The 15639-nt window shown below is 70.8% G+C and carries 18 protein-coding genes, 1 tRNA gene and 1 other RNA gene; 7 read left to right on the plus strand and 13 right to left on the minus strand.

The window, feature by feature from the left end:
• The first annotated feature begins 202 nt into the window (after positions 1–202).
• Positions 203–572: a transfer-messenger RNA gene (ssrA, locus tag MR1_RS04870) on the plus strand.
• 79 nt (positions 573–651) lie between these two features.
• On the opposite strand, the gene MR1_RS04875 is transcribed toward ssrA, so the two are convergent.
• The 5 genes from MR1_RS04875 to MR1_RS04895 are packed head-to-tail and all read right to left on the minus strand — an operon-like array spanning position 652 to position 4650.
• The gene (locus tag MR1_RS04875; protein ID WP_067243558.1) at positions 652–1251 is read right to left on the minus strand and encodes a DUF4304 domain-containing protein; all 600 of its coding nucleotides are present in this window, start codon (positions 1249–1251) and stop codon (positions 652–654) included.
• Positions 1252–1255: 4 nt separating this feature from the next.
• The gene (locus MR1_RS04880; RefSeq protein WP_067243559.1) at positions 1256–2131 is read right to left on the minus strand and encodes a protein phosphatase 2C domain-containing protein; all 876 of its coding nucleotides are present in this window, start codon (positions 2129–2131) and stop codon (positions 1256–1258) included.
• A gap of 23 nt (positions 2132–2154) precedes the next feature.
• Positions 2155–3210, minus strand: coding sequence for a phosphogluconate dehydrogenase (NAD(+)-dependent, decarboxylating) (gene gnd, locus MR1_RS04885; RefSeq protein WP_067243560.1), 1056 nt, complete (start codon positions 3208–3210; stop codon positions 2155–2157).
• Positions 3211–3259: 49 nt separating this feature from the next.
• On the minus strand, positions 3260–3829 hold the full coding sequence (locus tag MR1_RS04890; protein WP_157517904.1) for a hypothetical protein: 570 nt from the start codon (positions 3827–3829) through the stop codon (positions 3260–3262).
• Positions 3826–4650, minus strand: a complete 825-nt coding sequence (locus MR1_RS04895) for an inositol monophosphatase family protein (protein WP_067243561.1) — start codon at positions 4648–4650, stop codon at positions 3826–3828. The genes MR1_RS04890 and MR1_RS04895 overlap by 4 nt, the downstream gene beginning before the upstream one ends.
• A 94-nt stretch (positions 4651–4744) precedes the next feature.
• Between MR1_RS04895 and MR1_RS04900 the strand changes: the two genes are divergently transcribed.
• A tRNA-Lys gene (locus MR1_RS04900) sits at positions 4745–4820 on the plus strand.
• A 102-nt stretch (positions 4821–4922) separates the two neighbouring features.
• Here MR1_RS04900 and MR1_RS19675 read toward each other — a convergent pair.
• On the minus strand, positions 4923–5072 hold the full coding sequence (locus tag MR1_RS19675; protein WP_157517905.1) for a hypothetical protein: 150 nt from the start codon (positions 5070–5072) through the stop codon (positions 4923–4925).
• 469 nt (positions 5073–5541) lie between these two features.
• On the opposite strand from MR1_RS19675, the gene MR1_RS04905 reads away from it, so the two are divergent.
• Both MR1_RS04905 and MR1_RS04910 read left to right on the plus strand, forming a co-directional pair.
• A complete protein-coding gene (locus tag MR1_RS04905; protein ID WP_067243562.1) occupies positions 5542–6000 on the plus strand; it encodes a GNAT family N-acetyltransferase in 459 nt (152 codons plus the stop codon).
• Between the two features lie 73 nt (positions 6001–6073).
• Positions 6074–7078 (plus strand): adenosine deaminase, encoded by a 1005-nt coding sequence (locus tag MR1_RS04910; protein ID WP_067243563.1) that lies wholly within the window; start codon positions 6074–6076, stop codon positions 7076–7078.
• 6 nt (positions 7079–7084) lie between these two features.
• Here the strand turns inward: MR1_RS04910 and hflX are convergent, their stop codons facing one another.
• A complete protein-coding gene (gene hflX / locus MR1_RS04915) occupies positions 7085–8590 on the minus strand; it encodes a GTPase HflX (RefSeq protein WP_067243564.1) in 1506 nt (501 codons plus the stop codon).
• Positions 8591–8664: 74 nt separating this feature from the next.
• On the opposite strand from hflX, the gene MR1_RS04920 reads away from it, so the two are divergent.
• Positions 8665–9306, plus strand: a complete 642-nt coding sequence (locus tag MR1_RS04920; RefSeq protein ID WP_067243565.1) for a class I SAM-dependent methyltransferase — start codon at positions 8665–8667, stop codon at positions 9304–9306.
• Between the two features lie 21 nt (positions 9307–9327).
• On the opposite strand, the gene dapF is transcribed toward MR1_RS04920, so the two are convergent.
• The gene (gene dapF, locus MR1_RS04925) at positions 9328–10200 is read right to left on the minus strand and encodes a diaminopimelate epimerase (RefSeq protein WP_067243566.1); all 873 of its coding nucleotides are present in this window, start codon (positions 10198–10200) and stop codon (positions 9328–9330) included.
• Positions 10201–10303: 103 nt separating this feature from the next.
• Between dapF and MR1_RS04930 the strand changes: the two genes are divergently transcribed.
• Complete coding sequence (locus MR1_RS04930; RefSeq protein ID WP_067243567.1) at positions 10304–10942, plus strand: ClpP family protease; 639 nt, start codon at positions 10304–10306, stop codon at positions 10940–10942.
• A gap of 1 nt (position 10943) precedes the next feature.
• Positions 10944–11546, plus strand: coding sequence for a ClpP family protease (locus MR1_RS04935; protein ID WP_067243568.1), 603 nt, complete (start codon positions 10944–10946; stop codon positions 11544–11546).
• A gap of 47 nt (positions 11547–11593) precedes the next feature.
• Here MR1_RS04935 and MR1_RS04940 read toward each other — a convergent pair whose 3' ends face one another.
• The 5 genes from MR1_RS04940 to miaB all read right to left on the minus strand — a co-directional run bounded on the left by MR1_RS04940 (position 11594) and on the right by miaB (position 15584).
• Positions 11594–11974, minus strand: coding sequence for a helix-turn-helix domain-containing protein (locus MR1_RS04940; RefSeq protein ID WP_067243646.1), 381 nt, complete (start codon positions 11972–11974; stop codon positions 11594–11596).
• A gap of 65 nt (positions 11975–12039) precedes the next feature.
• Positions 12040–12579 carry a dihydrofolate reductase family protein gene (locus MR1_RS04945; RefSeq protein ID WP_067243569.1) on the minus strand — a complete coding sequence of 180 codons (540 nt, stop codon included), beginning with the start codon at positions 12577–12579 and terminating at the stop codon, positions 12040–12042.
• Positions 12580–12622: 43 nt separating this feature from the next.
• Positions 12623–13066 (minus strand): GNAT family acetyltransferase, encoded by a 444-nt coding sequence (locus MR1_RS04950; RefSeq protein ID WP_067243570.1) that lies wholly within the window; start codon positions 13064–13066, stop codon positions 12623–12625.
• On the minus strand, positions 13063–14040 hold the full coding sequence (gene miaA, locus MR1_RS04955) for a tRNA (adenosine(37)-N6)-dimethylallyltransferase MiaA (RefSeq protein WP_255218093.1): 978 nt from the start codon (positions 14038–14040) through the stop codon (positions 13063–13065). The genes MR1_RS04950 and miaA overlap by 4 nt, the downstream gene beginning before the upstream one ends.
• Positions 14037–15584: a tRNA (N6-isopentenyl adenosine(37)-C2)-methylthiotransferase MiaB gene (miaB, locus tag MR1_RS04960; RefSeq protein WP_067243650.1), complete on the minus strand. Its 1548-nt coding sequence runs from the start codon at positions 15582–15584 to the stop codon at positions 14037–14039. Before miaB ends, miaA begins: the two co-directional genes overlap by 4 nt.
• Positions 15585–15639 lie beyond the last annotated feature (55 nt).

A 15639-nucleotide genomic window follows, 5' to 3' on the forward strand; every position in this document is an offset into this window, starting at 1 on the left:
CCCCTGGCGATCGGCGGGCTCCTCCTGCTCCTCGGCACCGTCGCGCTCGTCGCCGTCCGCCGCCGACGGGCCTGACCGGGACGCATCCGTCGCCCGCGGAATGGCGTGGGCGGCGGATGCGTTGTAGTCTGTGATGCTCGGGTGTTTCGGCGCCCCTGACAACTCCACAGCGCGACAGCGGCTCCTTCGAGAGAAGGACCACGGGGCTGATCGGTTTCGACAGCGCCTGTGAATCCACGAGAAGCGGGCCGAGGATGCAGGGTTATCTCGTGAACGCTCCCTGCAAAACAATAAGTGCCAATGCAAAGCGCACTGACTTCGCCCTCGCTGCGTAAGCGAGCCCGATAGTCCGTCAGACCGTATGTGATCCCGGTACGGATTCTGGCGTCATCTAGGGATCTTGCTGTGCGGTGGCGTCCGGACGCCGCACGGGACTCTTCCCGGACTGGGCCTGTCGACTTAGGTGTCTGTGACAAAGGTCGGGGCCGAGCAGAACGTCTGCACAGACTGCGCCCGGAGAAGGCGTGGAGACTCAGCGTTGGACGGGGGTTCGATTCCCCCCAGCTCCACCAGCCGCTGTCGCTGTGGAAGGCCCCTCGGTCCCGTGCATACGGGCCGAGGGGCTTTTTCATATCCGGGCGGCTCCGGCGCTCACTCCGCGATGCGCTCCAGCGAGGCCCGGAGCGAGGTAGCGCGTTCGGGCACCCGAGGCAGTGCCGCAGACGCCAGCCGACGGGAGAGATCGTCCTCCCCCGCCATCCGGGCCACCCGCGCCCACGTGAGCATGGTGGCGGGGTGCGGAAGGGTCGTGAGCGCCTCGCGGGCGGCGTCGAGGAACGTGTCCGGATACGCCGCGTACGGGCGAAAGAACGCCTCCGACTGCCGCGGCCACTCGGAGACGAGGAAGGCGACGGACTCCCGCGCCTCCTCGTCCGTCGCGCCCCACGCGAACTCGGCGTCGTCCGCGTTCCGGAATCCGGAGACGATCCCACCGCGCCAGGCGCAGTCGTGGTCCCGGAAGCGTTCGATCTCGGGCGCCTCTGCGCCGGCCACTCCGCCGAGGCCGAGCAGATGCGCGCCGAGGTTCACCTGGAACAGGTGCCGACGAGGCTGGTGCTGGAGGTCCACGACGTGGACCACGCCGCCGTCGAGGACGCGCCTGGCCACATCGCCCTTGCGGGTGAACCCCTCGGCGGCGAGGAGGGGGAAGAACTGCGCGCGCAGATGCGCGTTGACGGTCGTCCGGTCCATGCCGTCACGCTATCGGTTCGGGCGTCGCGCCACCGTGCGGCGAGGAGAGGGACGCTGGGGGCACGAAGGACCCGACGACGATCGTCAGGTCGTCGAAGGGCTTGCCGCGGAACGTGCCGCGTTCGCGCAGACGCTCCTCCCCCGTGCGGATCTCGGCGGCGAGCTCTTCCAGCTCGCCCGACGCGGCACGGGCCGCGAAGGAGGCGAGATCATGCGCTCCCACCAGTTGGAAGCCTCGCGTGCCGCCGTCGGACGCGGCGAGCACGGCAGCCGCTCCCCCGTCGCCGATCCGGCGTCGACCGGTCAGCGCCTCCCCGGCCGCGGCCGGGTCGGCCTGGGCGCACCAAAAGCCGCCCCGCACGTTCCGGGTCTCCTCCAGGGCGCGGAACCGCGTCGACCAGACCTCCTCGGGCGTCGGCGGGCGAGGCCCCGCCGTCTGAGCCAGGATCTCGGCCGTGCGACGCGTCACGACCTCCTCGATGCGTCGGTCCGTGATCTCCTCAACACCTCCGTCCGCATCCAGGACCACGATCGAGGCGTCGCACAGCACGAGGTGCTCCACGTCGTCGCCGTCGACGCGCCAGGCGGCGACCGTGGCGCTCGGCGATCCCCCGATCAGCGAGCAGCCGTCGCCGTGCGAGGCGGTCACGATGCGGATCGCCTCGGCGAGCGCGTCCGTCATCGCGACCCGGCGGTCCTCCAGGAGCTCGCCGAAGGCCGCCGCGAGGCTGCGGGCGTACCAGGCGACGCTGTGCACGCAGCCCCGGCGGACCGAGGCGTCCAGTCCCGCTCCGTCGACGACGACCCCGATGCCCGGGCGCAGGACGACCGCGTCCTCGTTCTCCCGATCCGGCCCCGCGGGCCACGACACCGCGAACATGCGCGGCGTCCCTCGTGGTGCGCTCACCCGGCGTCGGCGCTGCGTCCGCCCGCCTCCAGCACGTCGCCGGCCGGGCGCTCCTGATGTCCCCCGAACTGCAGCCGCATCGCAGAGAGCACCTGGTTCGCGAACTGGCCCTCGCCGCGCGACGCGAAGCGGCCGAACAGCGCCGCGGACAGGACCGGGGCGGGAACCCCCACGTCCACCGCCGCCTTCACGGTCCAGCGGCCCTCTCCGGAGTCCGAGACCCGCCCGGCCAGCCCGTCCAGCGTCGGATTCTCGTGCAACGCCGCGGCGGTCAGGTCCAGCAGCCAGGAGGAGATCACCGAGCCGCGACGCCACAGTTCCGTGACCTTCGCGGTGTCGATCGGGAACTGGTAGAACTCCGGCTGCTCCAGCGGCGCGACCTCCGCGGAATGCTCCGCCTCGCGGACGCCCGCGTCGGCGTTGTGCAGGAGGTTCAGCCCCTCGGCGAGCGCCGCCATGGCGCCGTACTCGATGCCGTTGTGCACCATCTTCACGAAGTGACCCGCTCCGGACGGCCCGCAGTGCAGGTAGCCGAGCTCCTCCGGGGCCAGCTCGCCCTCGCGCCCGGGTGTGCGCTCCACGTCTCCGGCGCCGGGGGCGACCGTGCGCAGGATCGGCTCGATCAGCGTGACCGCCTCCTCCGGACCGCCGACCATGAGGCAGTAGCCTCGCTCCAGTCCGAACACCCCGCCGCTCGTGCCGATGTCCACGTAGTGCAGGCCGCGCGGGCGCAGCGCCTCGGCGCGGCGGACGTCGTCGTGATAGTTGGAGTTCCCGCCGTCGATGATGACGTCTCCCGGCTCCAGCACCGCCGCCACCTCGTCGACCACCTGGCCCGTGATCCCCGCCGGGATCATCACCCACACGACGCGGGGGCCGTCGAGCTGCGTCGCCAGGTCCGCGATGCTCTCGGCCCCGACCGCTCCCTCGGCGACGAGCTCGGCGACCGCCGCCGGGTTGAGGTCGTACACCACGCATTCGTGCCCGTCGCGCAGCAGCCGCCGCACGATGTTCGCACCCATTCGGCCGAGTCCCACCATGGCCAGTCGCATCACGGTCCTCCTTGTCGTCGCTCCGCCCGGCGCCGCCCGCCGGACGGTCTCAGCGTGGTGCCTCGATCAGCACCAGTCCCTGCCGCGTGTCCGAGAACGTCACCCAGCCGTCACCGAAGAGGTAGGTCGATCCGTAGCCGTCCGCGTCCTTCTCGAACGCGAAGTCCGGGTCGATGGTGATGTAGACACCGCGGTCGCTGTCCTCACGGATCCACCCCTGTTCGACGAGCTGCTGTTGAAGCGTCGCCGCGCGCTCGGCGTCGATCGGCGCCCATCCGTACATCTGCCCGCGGTCGGATGCGTGGGTGAAGTCCGCCCAGAGGCAGAGGAGGCCGTCGGGGACCACCTCCGGCCCGACCGAGAACTCGCGCTGTTCCGAGGTCCAGCCGAGCTTCTTCAGCGCATCGACGGTCGTCGCCGAGATCAGGGTGTCGCACGTGGGCGGTCCGGTCGGCTGATCGGACGGGGTCGCGGATCCGGCCGTGTCCTCGGACGGCGAGGAGGGCGCCCCGCCTCCCGTGCCCGCGCCCGAGGCGGAGGGGCTGCAGGCGCTCAGCATCGCCATCATCCCGACCGCGAGAACGGCCGGGAGGAGTCTGCGCGGCGCCCGCGCCGTCATGCGGTGTCCGCCGGTGCCGACGGAGGCCCGCCGAGCAGGCCCAGGAAAGCGTCGTGCAGGCGCCCGTTGGTGGCGAGCGCGGAGCGTCCGGACAGGGTCTTCCGCCCGTCGAACGCCGTCGCGCGGCCTCCCGCCTCCGCGACGATGGCGAAGGCGGCGGCGATGTCGTACTCCTTCACGTCGAACTCGGCCACCATGTCGATGCGTCCCTCGGCGAGCAGCATGTAGGAGAAGACGTCTCCGTACGCGCGGTCCCGCCAGACGCGGCGGCTCAGCGCCACCAGGTCGTCGAGATGGCCGGCCTCGTCCCACTGGGCGATGCTCTGGAAGCTCACGCTCGCCTCGTCGAGGGAGGAGACGTCCGAGACGTGGATCCGGCGAGGCTCGGCCTCCGTGCCCGTCCACGCGCCGAGGCCCGCGCCGGCCCACCACCGACGCCCGAGGGCGGGCATGCTCACCACGCCGACGAGCGGCTTGTGATCCACGGCGAGGGCGATCATCGTGCCCCACAGCGGAACGCCGCGCAGGAAGTTGGCGGTACCGTCGATCGGATCGATGATCCACTGGCGGTGCGTTCCGCCCTCTGCTCCGTACTCCTCGCCGAAGATACCGTCCTCGGGACGCTCGGCCTGGAGGATGGCACGGATCGCGCGCTCCGTCGCCAGATCCGCGTCGGTGACGTGGGAGTGGTCCGCCTTGAGCGACACCGTCAGATCGGCCGCGTCGAAGCGCGGGAGCGACTGGGCGTCGGCGGCGTCGGCGAGGCGGAGGGCGAGCTCGAGGTCACCCCGGAAGTCGGTGGCAGCGGGGGTTTCAGACACGTCCTCAGAATACCCGCCGGGTAGGACCCGGCTCGATTTCGCGTCCTACGGATCCCCTGCTAGTGTTGTTCCTCGGCCGGGGAACACCGGCCACGCACCTCTAGCTCAATCGGCAGAGCAACTGACTCTTAATCAGTGGGTTCTGGGTTCGAGTCCCAGGGGGTGCACCACACCAACGACGGAAGGCCTGCTCGGCGTGAATCCCGAGCAGGCCTTCCGTCGTTCTCGGGCACGGAACCGACGCCTATCCATCGTTCCCCGGGCGCGGGACGCTAGGCGGCGACGGTGTGCGCGCTGAGGAACACCACGATCCACAGCGCGGTTCCCAGCGCGAGCGGGATCACGGTCACGAACCGGCGTCCCGTCCCTGGCCATCGGAGAGCCGCAGCCGTGAACACGACCAGCAGCACACTTCCGGCCATACCAGCGACCGTCGTCGGCCAACCGGTCTGAACACTGACCGTTCCGCCGCCGGCGCGATCCCATTCGCAGAGGATCCCAGCAGGAACGGCCGTCAACGATGCCTGACGCAGGGCATTGTCTATCGACGCCACGTCATCCGGCGCAGGGACATAAAAGCAACTCCCTACGACATTATCGCCACGATCGATGTACTGGCTTCCGGCCATGACGAGAACCGGAAACACGCACAGGACCGCGGCGAGGAAGAGAAGCCACCAGGTGGACCTTCGCGAGGCGCGCGGTACTGTGCGTGTCATCGTCGAGACACCCTAGCAGGCGGCCTGAACCGCCGCGTCGTCGCCGTCGTTCGATTCCGGGGGTGGTACCGCCGACGGGTGCGGCCGCCACACGCTGACGGCGAAACGCCCGCCTGCGGGGTGAGTCCGGATCGGGTTTGAACCTGCTGGCCGGGTCGGCCAGGATGATCTGATGCCCGAGGCCGCCCGCTCCGTCACGCTCCGACCCGCTCACGGACCCGCGGAATATCCGCAGCTCACCGAGATCTGGCGGAGCGCGGTCCGCGCCACGCACGACTTCCTCGAGGATGCGGACTTCGCCCGCATCGAGAGCAACCTCGCCTCCGTCTACTTTCCGGCCGTCGAGCTCATCGTCGCCGACCGGAGCGGCACCGCGGTGGGGTTCGCCGGCGTCGCGGAGGGCAGCCTCGAGATGCTGTTCGTCTCCGAGGACGCACGAGGCACAGGAATCGGCAGCCTCCTCCTCACCGAGGCCATCGCCCACCACGGCGTCATCAGGGTCGACGTGAACGAGCAGAACACCAGCGGCCGTGGCTTCTACCTCAGCCGGGGGTTCGTTCAGGTGGGTCGTAGCGAGCTGGACGGGGACGGCCGACCCTACCCGATCCTCCACCTCGCCCTCCCCGCATGACCGCGATCATCGGCACGACCTGCGAAGCGGGACGCTGACCACGGACGGCGCGGCGAGCGGCTACGGTGACCCCATGCCCACTTCGGATCCGATGACGACAGCCCCGGCCGCGAAAGAGAACCTGCCGTTCTGCGAGCTCCATGTGCACATCGAGGGAACCCTGGAGCCGGCGACGATCTTCGAGCTCGCCCGGGCGAAGGGGCTCACTCTGCCGTACGCCTCCGAGGAGGAGCTCCAGCAGGCCTATCGGTTCACGGATCTGCAGTCCTTCCTCGACCTGTACTACGACAACATGCGGGTGCTCCAGACGGAGGACGATTTCTTCACGCTGGGCGCGGCATACCTCCGCCGCGCCCACGCCGGCGGCGTGGTCCACGCGGAGATGTTCGTCGACCCGCAGGCGCACGCGAAGCGCGGGATCCCCGAGGCCGTGGTCCTCGCGGGACTCCATCGGGCGATCGCGGAGGTCGGCGGCCAGACCGGCATCACCGCGTCCATCATCGTCTGCGTCCTCCGGGACGACCCGGTGGAGGACGCCGCCCGCATGCTGGATCGCGTCCTCGACACCGGCTTCGCGGTCACCGGTCTCGGACTCGACTCGGCCGAGGTCGGATACCCGCCGTCGCTCTTCGCCGGCGTGTTCGACCGCGCCAGGGACGCCGGGCTGCGGCTCGTCGCACACGCGGGAGAGGAAGGACCGGCCGACTACGTCTGGGAGGCCCTGGACGTCCTCGGCGTCGAGCGCATCGACCACGGGAACCGCGCGCTGGAGGACCCCGCGCTGGTCGCACGGCTCGCCGCCGACCGCGTCCCGCTGACGATGTGCCCGTTCTCCAACACCCGCCTCCGGGTCATCCGGGAGCTGTCCGACTTCCCCCTCCGGCGGGCGCTCGACGCGGGGCTCCAGGTCACGATCAACTCCGACGACCCGGCGTATTTCGGTGGCTACCTGGACGACAACCTGCGAGCGCTGGCCCGCACGTTCTCGCTGACCGCGGACGAGCTCGCGGAGCTCGCGCGCACCAGCGTGCGCGCGAGCTTCCTGAGCCCTGATCAGAAGCGCCGCCTCCGCGCCTGACCCGCGTCAGACGGCGAACGGACCCAGTTCCGCGGCCAGACGCTCCGACACGTGGGCGTGGATCGCCGTCCCCGCCTCCTCGTGCTCGGCCGAGACGAGCAGGCCCGTCTCATGCACGGCGGCCACGAGATCGCCGCGGTCGTACGGGACCACCGCGCGGATCTCCACCGCCGGCTTCGGCAGGGTCTCGTCGATCGTCGCCCGCAACTCCTCGATCCCCTCGCCGGTCCGAGACGACACGAAGTGCGCCCCCGGGACGAGGCCCCGCAGCACGAGCCGCTCGTCGTCGTCCAGCAGATCGGCCTTGTTGAAGACCACGATCTCCGGCAGGTCGCGCGCGCCGACGTCGCCCATCACGTCGCGGACGGTCTGGAGCTGACCGGCGGGGTCCGGGTGGGACCCGTCGACCACGTGGACGATGACGTCGGAGTCCGCGACCTCTTCGAGCGTGGATCGGAACGCCTCCACCAGCTGGTGCGGGAGGTTCCGGACGAACCCGACCGTGTCCGTCAGCGTGTAGACGCGGCCGTCGGCCGTCTCCGTCCGCCGGACCGTGGCGTCGAGCGTCGCGAACAGGGCGTTCTCGACGAGGACGCCCGCGCTCGTGAGCGCGTTCAGCAGGCTCGACTTGCCGGCGTTCGTGTACCCGGCGATGGCGACCGACGGGATCGTGTTGCGCTTGCGCTCCGCGCGCTTGGCCTCGCGAGCGGGAGCGAAGTCGCGGATCTGCTTGCGCAGGATCGCCATCCTCGTCCGGATGCGGCGGCGGTCCAGCTCGATCTTCGTCTCACCGGGTCCGCGCGACCCCATCCCGGCACCGCCGGCGCCGACCTGTCCACCCGCCTGGCGGCTCATGGACTCGCCCCAGCCGCGCAGCCGCGGAAGCATGTACTCCATCTGGGCCAGCTCGACCTGGGCCTTGCCCTCTCGGCTCTTCGCGTGCTGACTGAAGATGTCCAGGATCACCGTCGTGCGGTCGATCACCTTGACCTTCACGACGTCCTCCAGCGCGCGACGCTGGCTGGGCGCGAGCTCGGTGTCGGCGATGACCGTGTCGGCGCCGAGCGCCGCGACGATGTCACGGAGCTCCTGTGCCTTTCCCCGCCCGAGGTAGGTCGCGGGATCCGGGTGCGGGCGGCGCTGGAGCACGCCGTCGAGGACGACGGCACCGGCGGTCTCCGCCAGCGCCGCGAGCTCGCGCAGCGAGTTCTCCGCGTCCTCCTGCGCGCCCTGGGGGTACACGCCCACCAGGACCACGTTCTCCAGGCGGAGCTGTCGGTACTCGACCTCGGTGACGTCTTCGAGCTCGGTGGACAGCCCGGCGACGCGCCGCAGCGCATGCCGGTCCTCGAGGTCCCACTGCTCGCCGTCCGCAGAGGAGTACGTCGCCGTCGCCTCGTCCTGCAGCGCCTGCGCGGCGCCGAAGACCCGCGGCTGCGTGCGCTGCTCCCCCGCTTTGAGGACGCGCTCGATCGCGTCGTCGTGATCGTCGTTCGTCGTGGACTGCGTCATCCGCACCTTTCTGTCGCTCTCCGCACCGGAAGAGCGCCTTAACCTTAGCCCCGGCTCTCCGCTACGCTCACCGTATGGGGTCCGACCACTACTTCACTGCGGCCCCCGCAAGCCCTGAGAACCTGCGTCGGATCCGGGTCACGCTTGCGGGCCGTGAACTCGAACTCACCACCGCCTCCGGGGTCTTCAGCCCCGATCATGTGGACGCCGGGACGTCCGTGCTGCTCGCGAACACCCCGCCTCCCCCTCCCGGCGGCAACCTCCTCGATCTCGGCTGCGGATGGGGTCCGATCAGCATCTCTCTCGCGCTGAGCGCCCCGCACGCCACGATCTGGGCCGTCGACGTCAACGAGCGCGCCCTGGATCTCGTACGCCGCAACGCCGCCGAACTCGGGCTCGATAACGTCAACGCCGTGACGCCCGACGATGTTCCCGACGACGTCGTCTTCCGCACCATCCGCTCCAACCCTCCGATCCGGGTCGGCAAGAACGAGCTGCACGGACTCCTGGAGCGCTGGATCCCACGGCTGGACGAGCGCAGCGACGGCTGGTTCGTGGTCAGCCGGAACCTGGGATCGGACTCCCTGCAGCGGTGGCTCGCCGCGACCTTCTCCCCCGGCTACAGCGTGTACCGCGCCGCCACGGGCCGCGGCTTCCGCGTCCTCAAGGTGCGCCGCCACGGCACGCCTCCCACCGAGGGCATCCCGGTCATCTGACCTTCACCGGGACGAGCAGCGTCAGACGAGGTCGATCTCGCCCTGGAACACGATCTGCGCCGGACCGGACAACGCGACGTGCTCGCCGTCCTCCGCGGGGAACATCCGCACGCCGAGGACCCCGCCGGGGACCTCGACCCGCCAGGCGTCCGGTGCCGCGGACCCGGCCCAATGCCGCACCGCGAGCGCGGTCGCCGCGACACCGGTCCCGCAGCTCAGCGTCTCTCCCACGCCTCGTTCGAACACCCGCATCCGGACGCGTCCGACACCGTCCTGGACGAGGGGGTCCGCCGGGACGACGAACTCCACATTCGCCCCGGCCTCGGGGGCAGGCGCCAGCTCCGGCGACCGGGTCAGATCGAGGCCGTCCAGCTCCTCCTCCGAGGCGAGGGCGACGACGACGTGCGGGTTCCCCACGTCGATCCCCTGCCCCGGCCGGGGCACGCCGAGGCCGTGGGCACGAGCGAGCGGTTCACCGCCTGCGAGACGCCAGCGCCCCAGATCCACCTGATAACCGGTCTCGCTGCGCATCACGTCGCGCACGCCCGCACGGGTCCCGATCGGCAGCGTCGCGCCGTGCTCCAGCTCGGCGAGGCCGGAGCCCAGCAGGTAGTGCGCGAAGACGCGGACGCCGTTCCCGCACATCTCGGCGATGGAGCCATCGGCATTGCGGTAGTCCATGAACCACTCCGCCGCGGGCTCCTCCGCGAGAGCCGCCGCCCCCTCGGGGAGCGCGCGCGAGCGCACCACGCGCAGCAGCCCGTCCGCACCGATGCCGAAGTGCCGGTCGCACAGCGCGGCGACCTGCTCCGGCGAGAGGTCGAGCTCTCCGTCCGGGTCGGCGATGATGACGAAGTCGTTCCCGGTGCCGTGACCCTTGGCGAATGCGACCATCGCCCCAGTCTACGGGCCGGTCCTGCACCGCCATCCGCTCAGGGTGGATCAGCCCACGGCGGATCCGGGGCCGTGCCGATCCGCGACGCCGCAGGCTGGTCGCATGACAGAAGACGCTCCACGCAACCTGTTCGACGCGGACACCCGTCGCATGCTCTACGCCCGTCGGATCCTCGTCCTCGACGGCCCCCTCGACGACGACAACGGCGTGCTGCTGATGACGCAGCTGCTCGCCCTCGCCGCCGACGACGACCAGGCCGACATCACCTTGTGGATCCACTCGCCCGGCGGCTCGGTCCCGGCCATGCTCGCGATCCGGGACCTCATGCGCGCTGTCCCCTGCGACGTCGGCACCGTCGCGTTCGGGCTCGCCTGCAGCGCCGGCCAGTTCCTGCTGTCCGCGGGGACACCGGGGAAGCGCCGAGCGCTCCCGCACAGCCGCGTCCTCCTGCACCAGGGATCCGCGGGGATCGGCGGCACGGCCGTGGACGTCGAGCTGCAGGCCGCAGACCTCCGCCAGACCCGCGACACGGTGCTCGGGCTCATCGCCGAGGACACCGGCCAGCCCCTGGACCGGGTCTTCGAGGACTCCCTGCACGATCGCTGGTTCAGTGCCCAGGAGGCACTCGAGTACGGCTTCATCGACGAGATCACGTCGTCGTTCCCCGTCATCATGCCGAAGGTCGCACGCCGCGCCGTCGGCCTCGTCGCCGAACCCGCCCCGCTTCGGGAAGGAGCCTGACATGGCCCAGTTCCTCATCCCCAACGTCGTCGCCCAGACGCCCCGCGGCGACCGGGTCATGGACGTGTACTCGCACCTGCTCGCCGAGAGGGTCATCTACCTCGGCACACCGCTGGACTCCGACGTCGCCAACTCCCTCGTGGCCCAGCTCCTCTACCTGGACGCCCAAGGCGGCGACCGGGACATCCAGCTCTACATCAACTGCGAGGGCGGGGACCCGAGCGCCATGCTCGCCGTGTACGACACGATGCGCTTCATCCGCTCCGACGTCGCGACGTTCTGCATGGGTCAGGCGGTCTCCGTGGGGGCCGTGCTCCTCGCTGCGGGCGCGAAGGGCAAGCGTGCCGCCCTCCCCCACTCGCGGATCGTGCTGCATCAGCCGGCCGCGCAGGGACGGGGTGCGATCCCCGACCTCATCCTCCAGGCCGACGAGATCGTGCGCGTGCGCAGCGAGCTCGAACGGATCCTCGTCGCGCACACCGGCCGGGCGGCGGAGGATCTCCGCTCCGACACCGATCGGGACCTGGTGCTGACCGCCGACGCCGCACGGACGTACGGGATCGTGGACGAGGTGATCGCTGAACGCCGGGAGCTCGTGCCCTGATCAGCTCGCGCGATCGGGGCCGGCCGGTGTCCCGGCCGGCCCCGTCGTCACGCCGCGAGGGCGAAGGCCGCCCGCGAGAACGTCGCCGCGGTCACCGCCGCGGGGACGGCGCGGGGAGCCATCCGCTCCGCGACGCCGAGCGTGAGATCCAGCAGCGTGAGGTCGAGGGCGCCCGCGACAGCAGCCAGCATCTCGCTGGACGGCTCCTTGATGCCCCGCTCCATCTCCGACAGGTACTGCGGGGAGACGCCGGCACGCCGCGAGGTCTCCACCAGCGTCTCGCCCCGGTCCATCCGCTCGGCGCGGAGCAGGTCGCCGACCACCTCCCGCCAGAGCGGCTCGGGCTCCCGCAGCGGCGCGACGGGACGAGGCGAGTCGGGGACGGATGCGTCGGGCTCGGGCGCGGGGCGAGGGGCGTTGTCGGTCATGGCCACATGCTAGGCGTGCGGCCGCGACGGCATCGAGCGGATCCGCTCAGAGCAGAACGCTCGGGTCAGACGTTCGTCCGGCCCGTCAGTACCCGGTATCGGCCGCACAGGAAGGCCCGGTTGCGCGCCACCTCCTGCAGCTCGAGGTCCAACCGGCGCGGAAGCAGCGGCATCCCCGCGCCGAGCGTGACCGGAGCGTATTGGATCCAGACCTCGTCCAGCAGCCCCGCATCGGCGAACTGTCCCGCCAGATCCCCACCGCCGACGATCCACACGTCCTTGTCTCCCGCGGCCTCGACCAGCTCGGCGTGGACGGTCGGGATGTCCGCCTGCGTGAGCCGCACATCCCCCTGCGTCGGAAGGTCGAGATCGCGATGCGTGAACACCCAGGTCGGCTGACGATAGCTCCACCGCCCCTCTTCGTTGCGCATGACCCATTCGTAGGTGGAGGCGCCCATCGCGAGCGCGCCGATCCCCTCGACGAAACCGGGATAGGCCATGGGCCCTTCCATGTCGATGTCCTGTGAAAGCAGCCAGTCGAGCGAGTGGTCGGTCGTCGCCAGGAAGCCGTCCAGCGAGGACGCCGTGAAGTAGTGAGTCGCCATGCGCCCATCATCCCCGGGGCCACGGACATCGCCGGCCGTGCGGTCAGGCGCCCGGGCTGTCGGCGATCAGCCGCTTGCCCATCATCGCGACGTCGACCGGCTCGTAGTCCAGCCCTTCGTAGAACCGGAGGACCTGCTCGTTCTCCCGCCGGACCATCAGCTGGACCTTGGGGCAGCCCATCTCCGTCAGCAGCCGCTCCGCCTCCGTGACGAGGAGCCGACCGATCCCCTGCCCCCGTGCGGCGCCGGCCGTCGCGAGGTAGTACAGCCATCCGCGGTGCCCGTCGTACCCGGCCATGACGGAGCCCACGATGCGGTCCGCCGGATCGACCGCGACGAGGAAGAGCTCGGGCTGTACGGACAGCTTGCGGAGGATGTCCGCACGCGGATCGTTCCACGGTCGCGTGAGCCCGGCCTCCTCCCAGAGCGCGACGACGGCCTCGGTGTCGCTCGGTTCGAACGCGCGGAGCCGTGCTGCCGCCGTCATCGGGGCCTCTCCTCGGCGACAGCCTCCCGGAGGAACGAGGCCGTTCCCGCGAGAGCGTCGTGCCAGCGGACCTCCTCGTACCGCCGGAACCAGGACACCTGACGGCGCGCGTACCGCCGGGTCAGCGCCTGGGTCTGGGCGATCGCCTCCGCCTCCGACAGCTCCCCGGCGCCCTGCGCGAGCGCCTGGGCGTACCCGATCGCGCGGCGCGCGGTGATCCCCGATTCCAAGCCCTGCTCGCGCAGCCCCGCCACCTCGGCCATCAGTCCTTCCTGCCACATGCGCTCCACGCGTCGATCGAGCCTCTCCACGAGGACCGACCGCTCCACCGTCAGCCCGAGGATGCGCGTCCGCGGATGCCACGGCACGGGGCGGTCCGGCAGAGCCGCCCCGTGGGTCGCGCTCCCCTGCTCCAGCACCTCCAGCGCCCGGACGATCCGGCGGCCGTTCCGCGGGTCGATCCGCTGCGCGGTGACCGGATCCCGCTCGGCCAGCTGCGCGAACAGCGCCGACGGCCCCTTCTCCGCCAGCTCCGACTCCCAGCGCGCACGCACCGTCTCGTCCCGGGGCGGGAACCGGAAGTCGTAGAGCACGCTCGACACGTACAACCCCGATCCGCCGACGAGGATCGCGTCGGCACCGCGGGCATGGATGTCCTCGATCGCCGAGCGGGCCAGGGGCTGGTACCACGCCACAGCCGCCTCCTCGGTGACCTCCCGGACGTCGAGGAGATGGTGCGGGATGCCGCGCCGAGCGGACACCGGCAGCTTGGCCGTGCCGATGTCCATCCCGCGGTACAGCTGCATGGCGTCGGCGTTGACGACCTCCGCCTGCACCCCGTGCGATGCCAGGGCCTCGGCGAGATCCAGGGAGAGCTCGCTCTTCCCGGTCCCGGTGGCTCCGACGACCGCCCACAGCCGGGGCGGACGGCGACCGTCGCCCGGGCCGATCGCGTCCGGTCCCGGAAGGGTCACACGCCGACGCGCAGGGTCGGCAGCCCGAGGGAGACGGGGCGGGCCCCCGCGCCGTCGGCGGGCGCCGGAACCCCGCAGCTCTCCGCCTGCGCCCGGTCCCATGCGTCCCCGCCACGGGTGCGACGGATGCGCAGCGGCTTCCCGTCCGGGGAGTCCGCGAGGAGATGGAACGGCGCGGCGTGCGTCACCGTGACGGTCACGACGTCACCGGGCCTGGGGATGTCGGAGCCCTCCGGGACCTCGAAGTGCACGAGTCGGTTGTCCTCCGCGCGCCCGGTGAGGCGATGGGTCTCCGCGTCCTTCTTGCCCTCGCCGACGGAGACCAGCACCTCGATCTCTCGTCCCTGCTGCTTCTGGTTCTCCTCGAGGGAGATCCGCTCCTGCAGGGCGATCAGGCGGTCGTAGCGCTCCTGCACGACCTCCTTGGGAACCTGGTCCTCCATGGTGGCGGCCGGGGTGCCCTCGCGGATCGAGTACTGGAACGTGAAGGCGTTCGCGAACCGCGCCTGCTCGACGACGCGCATCGTGTCCTCGAAGTCCTCGTCCGTCTCGCCGGGGAAGCCCACGATGATGTCCGTCGAGATCGCGGCGTGAGGGATGCGCTCGCGGACGCGGTCGAGGATCCCGAGGAAGCGCTCGCTGCGGTAGGAGCGGCGCATCGCGCGGAGGATCCGGTCGCTGCCGGACTGCAGAGGCATGTGCAGCTGGGGCATGACGCTCGGCGTCTCCGCCATGGCGTCGATGACGTCGTCGGTGAACGCCGCCGGATGCGGGCTCGTGAAGCGGATCCGCTCCAGCCCCGGGATCTGCCCCGCCGCACGCAGCAGCTTTCCGAACGCCTGTCGATCACCGAACTCGACACCGTACGAGTTCACGTTCTGCCCGAGCAGCGTCACCTCGATCGCGCCGTCCTCGACGAGGAGGCGGATCTCGTTCAGGATGTCTCCCGGGCGGCGGTCCTTCTCCTTGCCGCGCAGGCTCGGGACGATGCAGAACGTGCACGTGTTGTTGCAGCCGACCGAGATCGAGACCCACCCGCTGTGAGCCGAGTCCCGCCGCGTGGGCAGCGTGGAGGGGAAGACCTCGAGGGACTCGAGGATCTCCATCTCCGCCTCGCCGTTGTGCCGGGCGCGCTCCAGCAGCCCCGGGAGGGAGCCCATGTTGTGCGTTCCGAACACGACGTCGACCCACGGCGCTTTGTCGAGCACGGCGTCCTTGTCCATCTGGGCCAGACAGCCGCCCACCGCGATCTGCATGCCCTCGTGCTTGTCCTTGCGGGACTTCAGGTGGCCGAGGGTGCCGTAGAGCTTGCCCGCCGCGTTGTCGCGCACCGCGCAGGTGTTGATGATGACGACGTCCGCCTCCGCGCCCTCGTCCACACGCACGTAGCCGGCGCTCTCCAGGGATCCGGACAGACGCTCGGAGTCGTGCACGTTCATCTGGCACCCGAAGGTGCGGACCTCGTAGGTGCGCGGGCGTCCCGCGTCGTCGAACGCTGCGATCGAGGGCGCGATGATCGTCGGCTCACTGGCTGGAGTGCTCATGATGTCAGCCATTCTACGGTCGGTCGGAGCACCCGGGCCCGCCCTCCGAACGGAT

Origin of the sequence: Microbacterium resistens NBRC 103078, assembly GCF_001552355.1 — a bacterium.
In the GTDB taxonomy this organism is placed as follows: Bacteria; Actinomycetota; Actinomycetes; order Actinomycetales; family Microbacteriaceae; genus Microbacterium; species Microbacterium resistens.

Coding starts and splice junctions, on each gene's coding strand:
- MR1_RS04875 (WP_067243558.1), bottom strand. CDS start 1,251: ATGGACCGGACGACCGTCAACGCGCATCTGCGCGCGCAGTTCTTCCCC.
- MR1_RS04880 (WP_067243559.1), bottom strand. CDS start 2,131: ATGTTCGCGGTGTCGTGGCCCGCGGGGCCGGATCGGGAGAACGAGGAC.
- gnd (WP_067243560.1), bottom strand. CDS start 3,210: ATGCGACTGGCCATGGTGGGACTCGGCCGAATGGGTGCGAACATCGTG.
- MR1_RS04890 (WP_157517904.1), bottom strand. CDS start 3,829: ATGACGGCGCGGGCGCCGCGCAGACTCCTCCCGGCCGTTCTCGCGGTC.
- MR1_RS19675 (WP_157517905.1), bottom strand. CDS start 5,072: ATGGCCGGAAGTGTGCTGCTGGTCGTGTTCACGGCTGCGGCTCTCCGA.
- MR1_RS04905 (WP_067243562.1), top strand. CDS start 5,542: ATGCCCGAGGCCGCCCGCTCCGTCACGCTCCGACCCGCTCACGGACCC.
- MR1_RS04910 (WP_067243563.1), top strand. CDS start 6,074: ATGCCCACTTCGGATCCGATGACGACAGCCCCGGCCGCGAAAGAGAAC.
- hflX (WP_067243564.1), bottom strand. CDS start 8,590: ATGACGCAGTCCACGACGAACGACGATCACGACGACGCGATCGAGCGC.
- MR1_RS04920 (WP_067243565.1), top strand. CDS start 8,665: ATGGGGTCCGACCACTACTTCACTGCGGCCCCCGCAAGCCCTGAGAAC.
- dapF (WP_067243566.1), bottom strand. CDS start 10,200: ATGGTCGCATTCGCCAAGGGTCACGGCACCGGGAACGACTTCGTCATC.
- MR1_RS04930 (WP_067243567.1), top strand. CDS start 10,304: ATGACAGAAGACGCTCCACGCAACCTGTTCGACGCGGACACCCGTCGC.
- MR1_RS04935 (WP_067243568.1), top strand. CDS start 10,944: ATGGCCCAGTTCCTCATCCCCAACGTCGTCGCCCAGACGCCCCGCGGC.
- MR1_RS04940 (WP_067243646.1), bottom strand. CDS start 11,974: ATGACCGACAACGCCCCTCGCCCCGCGCCCGAGCCCGACGCATCCGTC.
- MR1_RS04945 (WP_067243569.1), bottom strand. CDS start 12,579: ATGGCGACTCACTACTTCACGGCGTCCTCGCTGGACGGCTTCCTGGCG.
- MR1_RS04950 (WP_067243570.1), bottom strand. CDS start 13,066: ATGACGGCGGCAGCACGGCTCCGCGCGTTCGAACCGAGCGACACCGAG.
- miaB (WP_067243650.1), bottom strand. CDS start 15,584: ATGAGCACTCCAGCCAGTGAGCCGACGATCATCGCGCCCTCGATCGCA.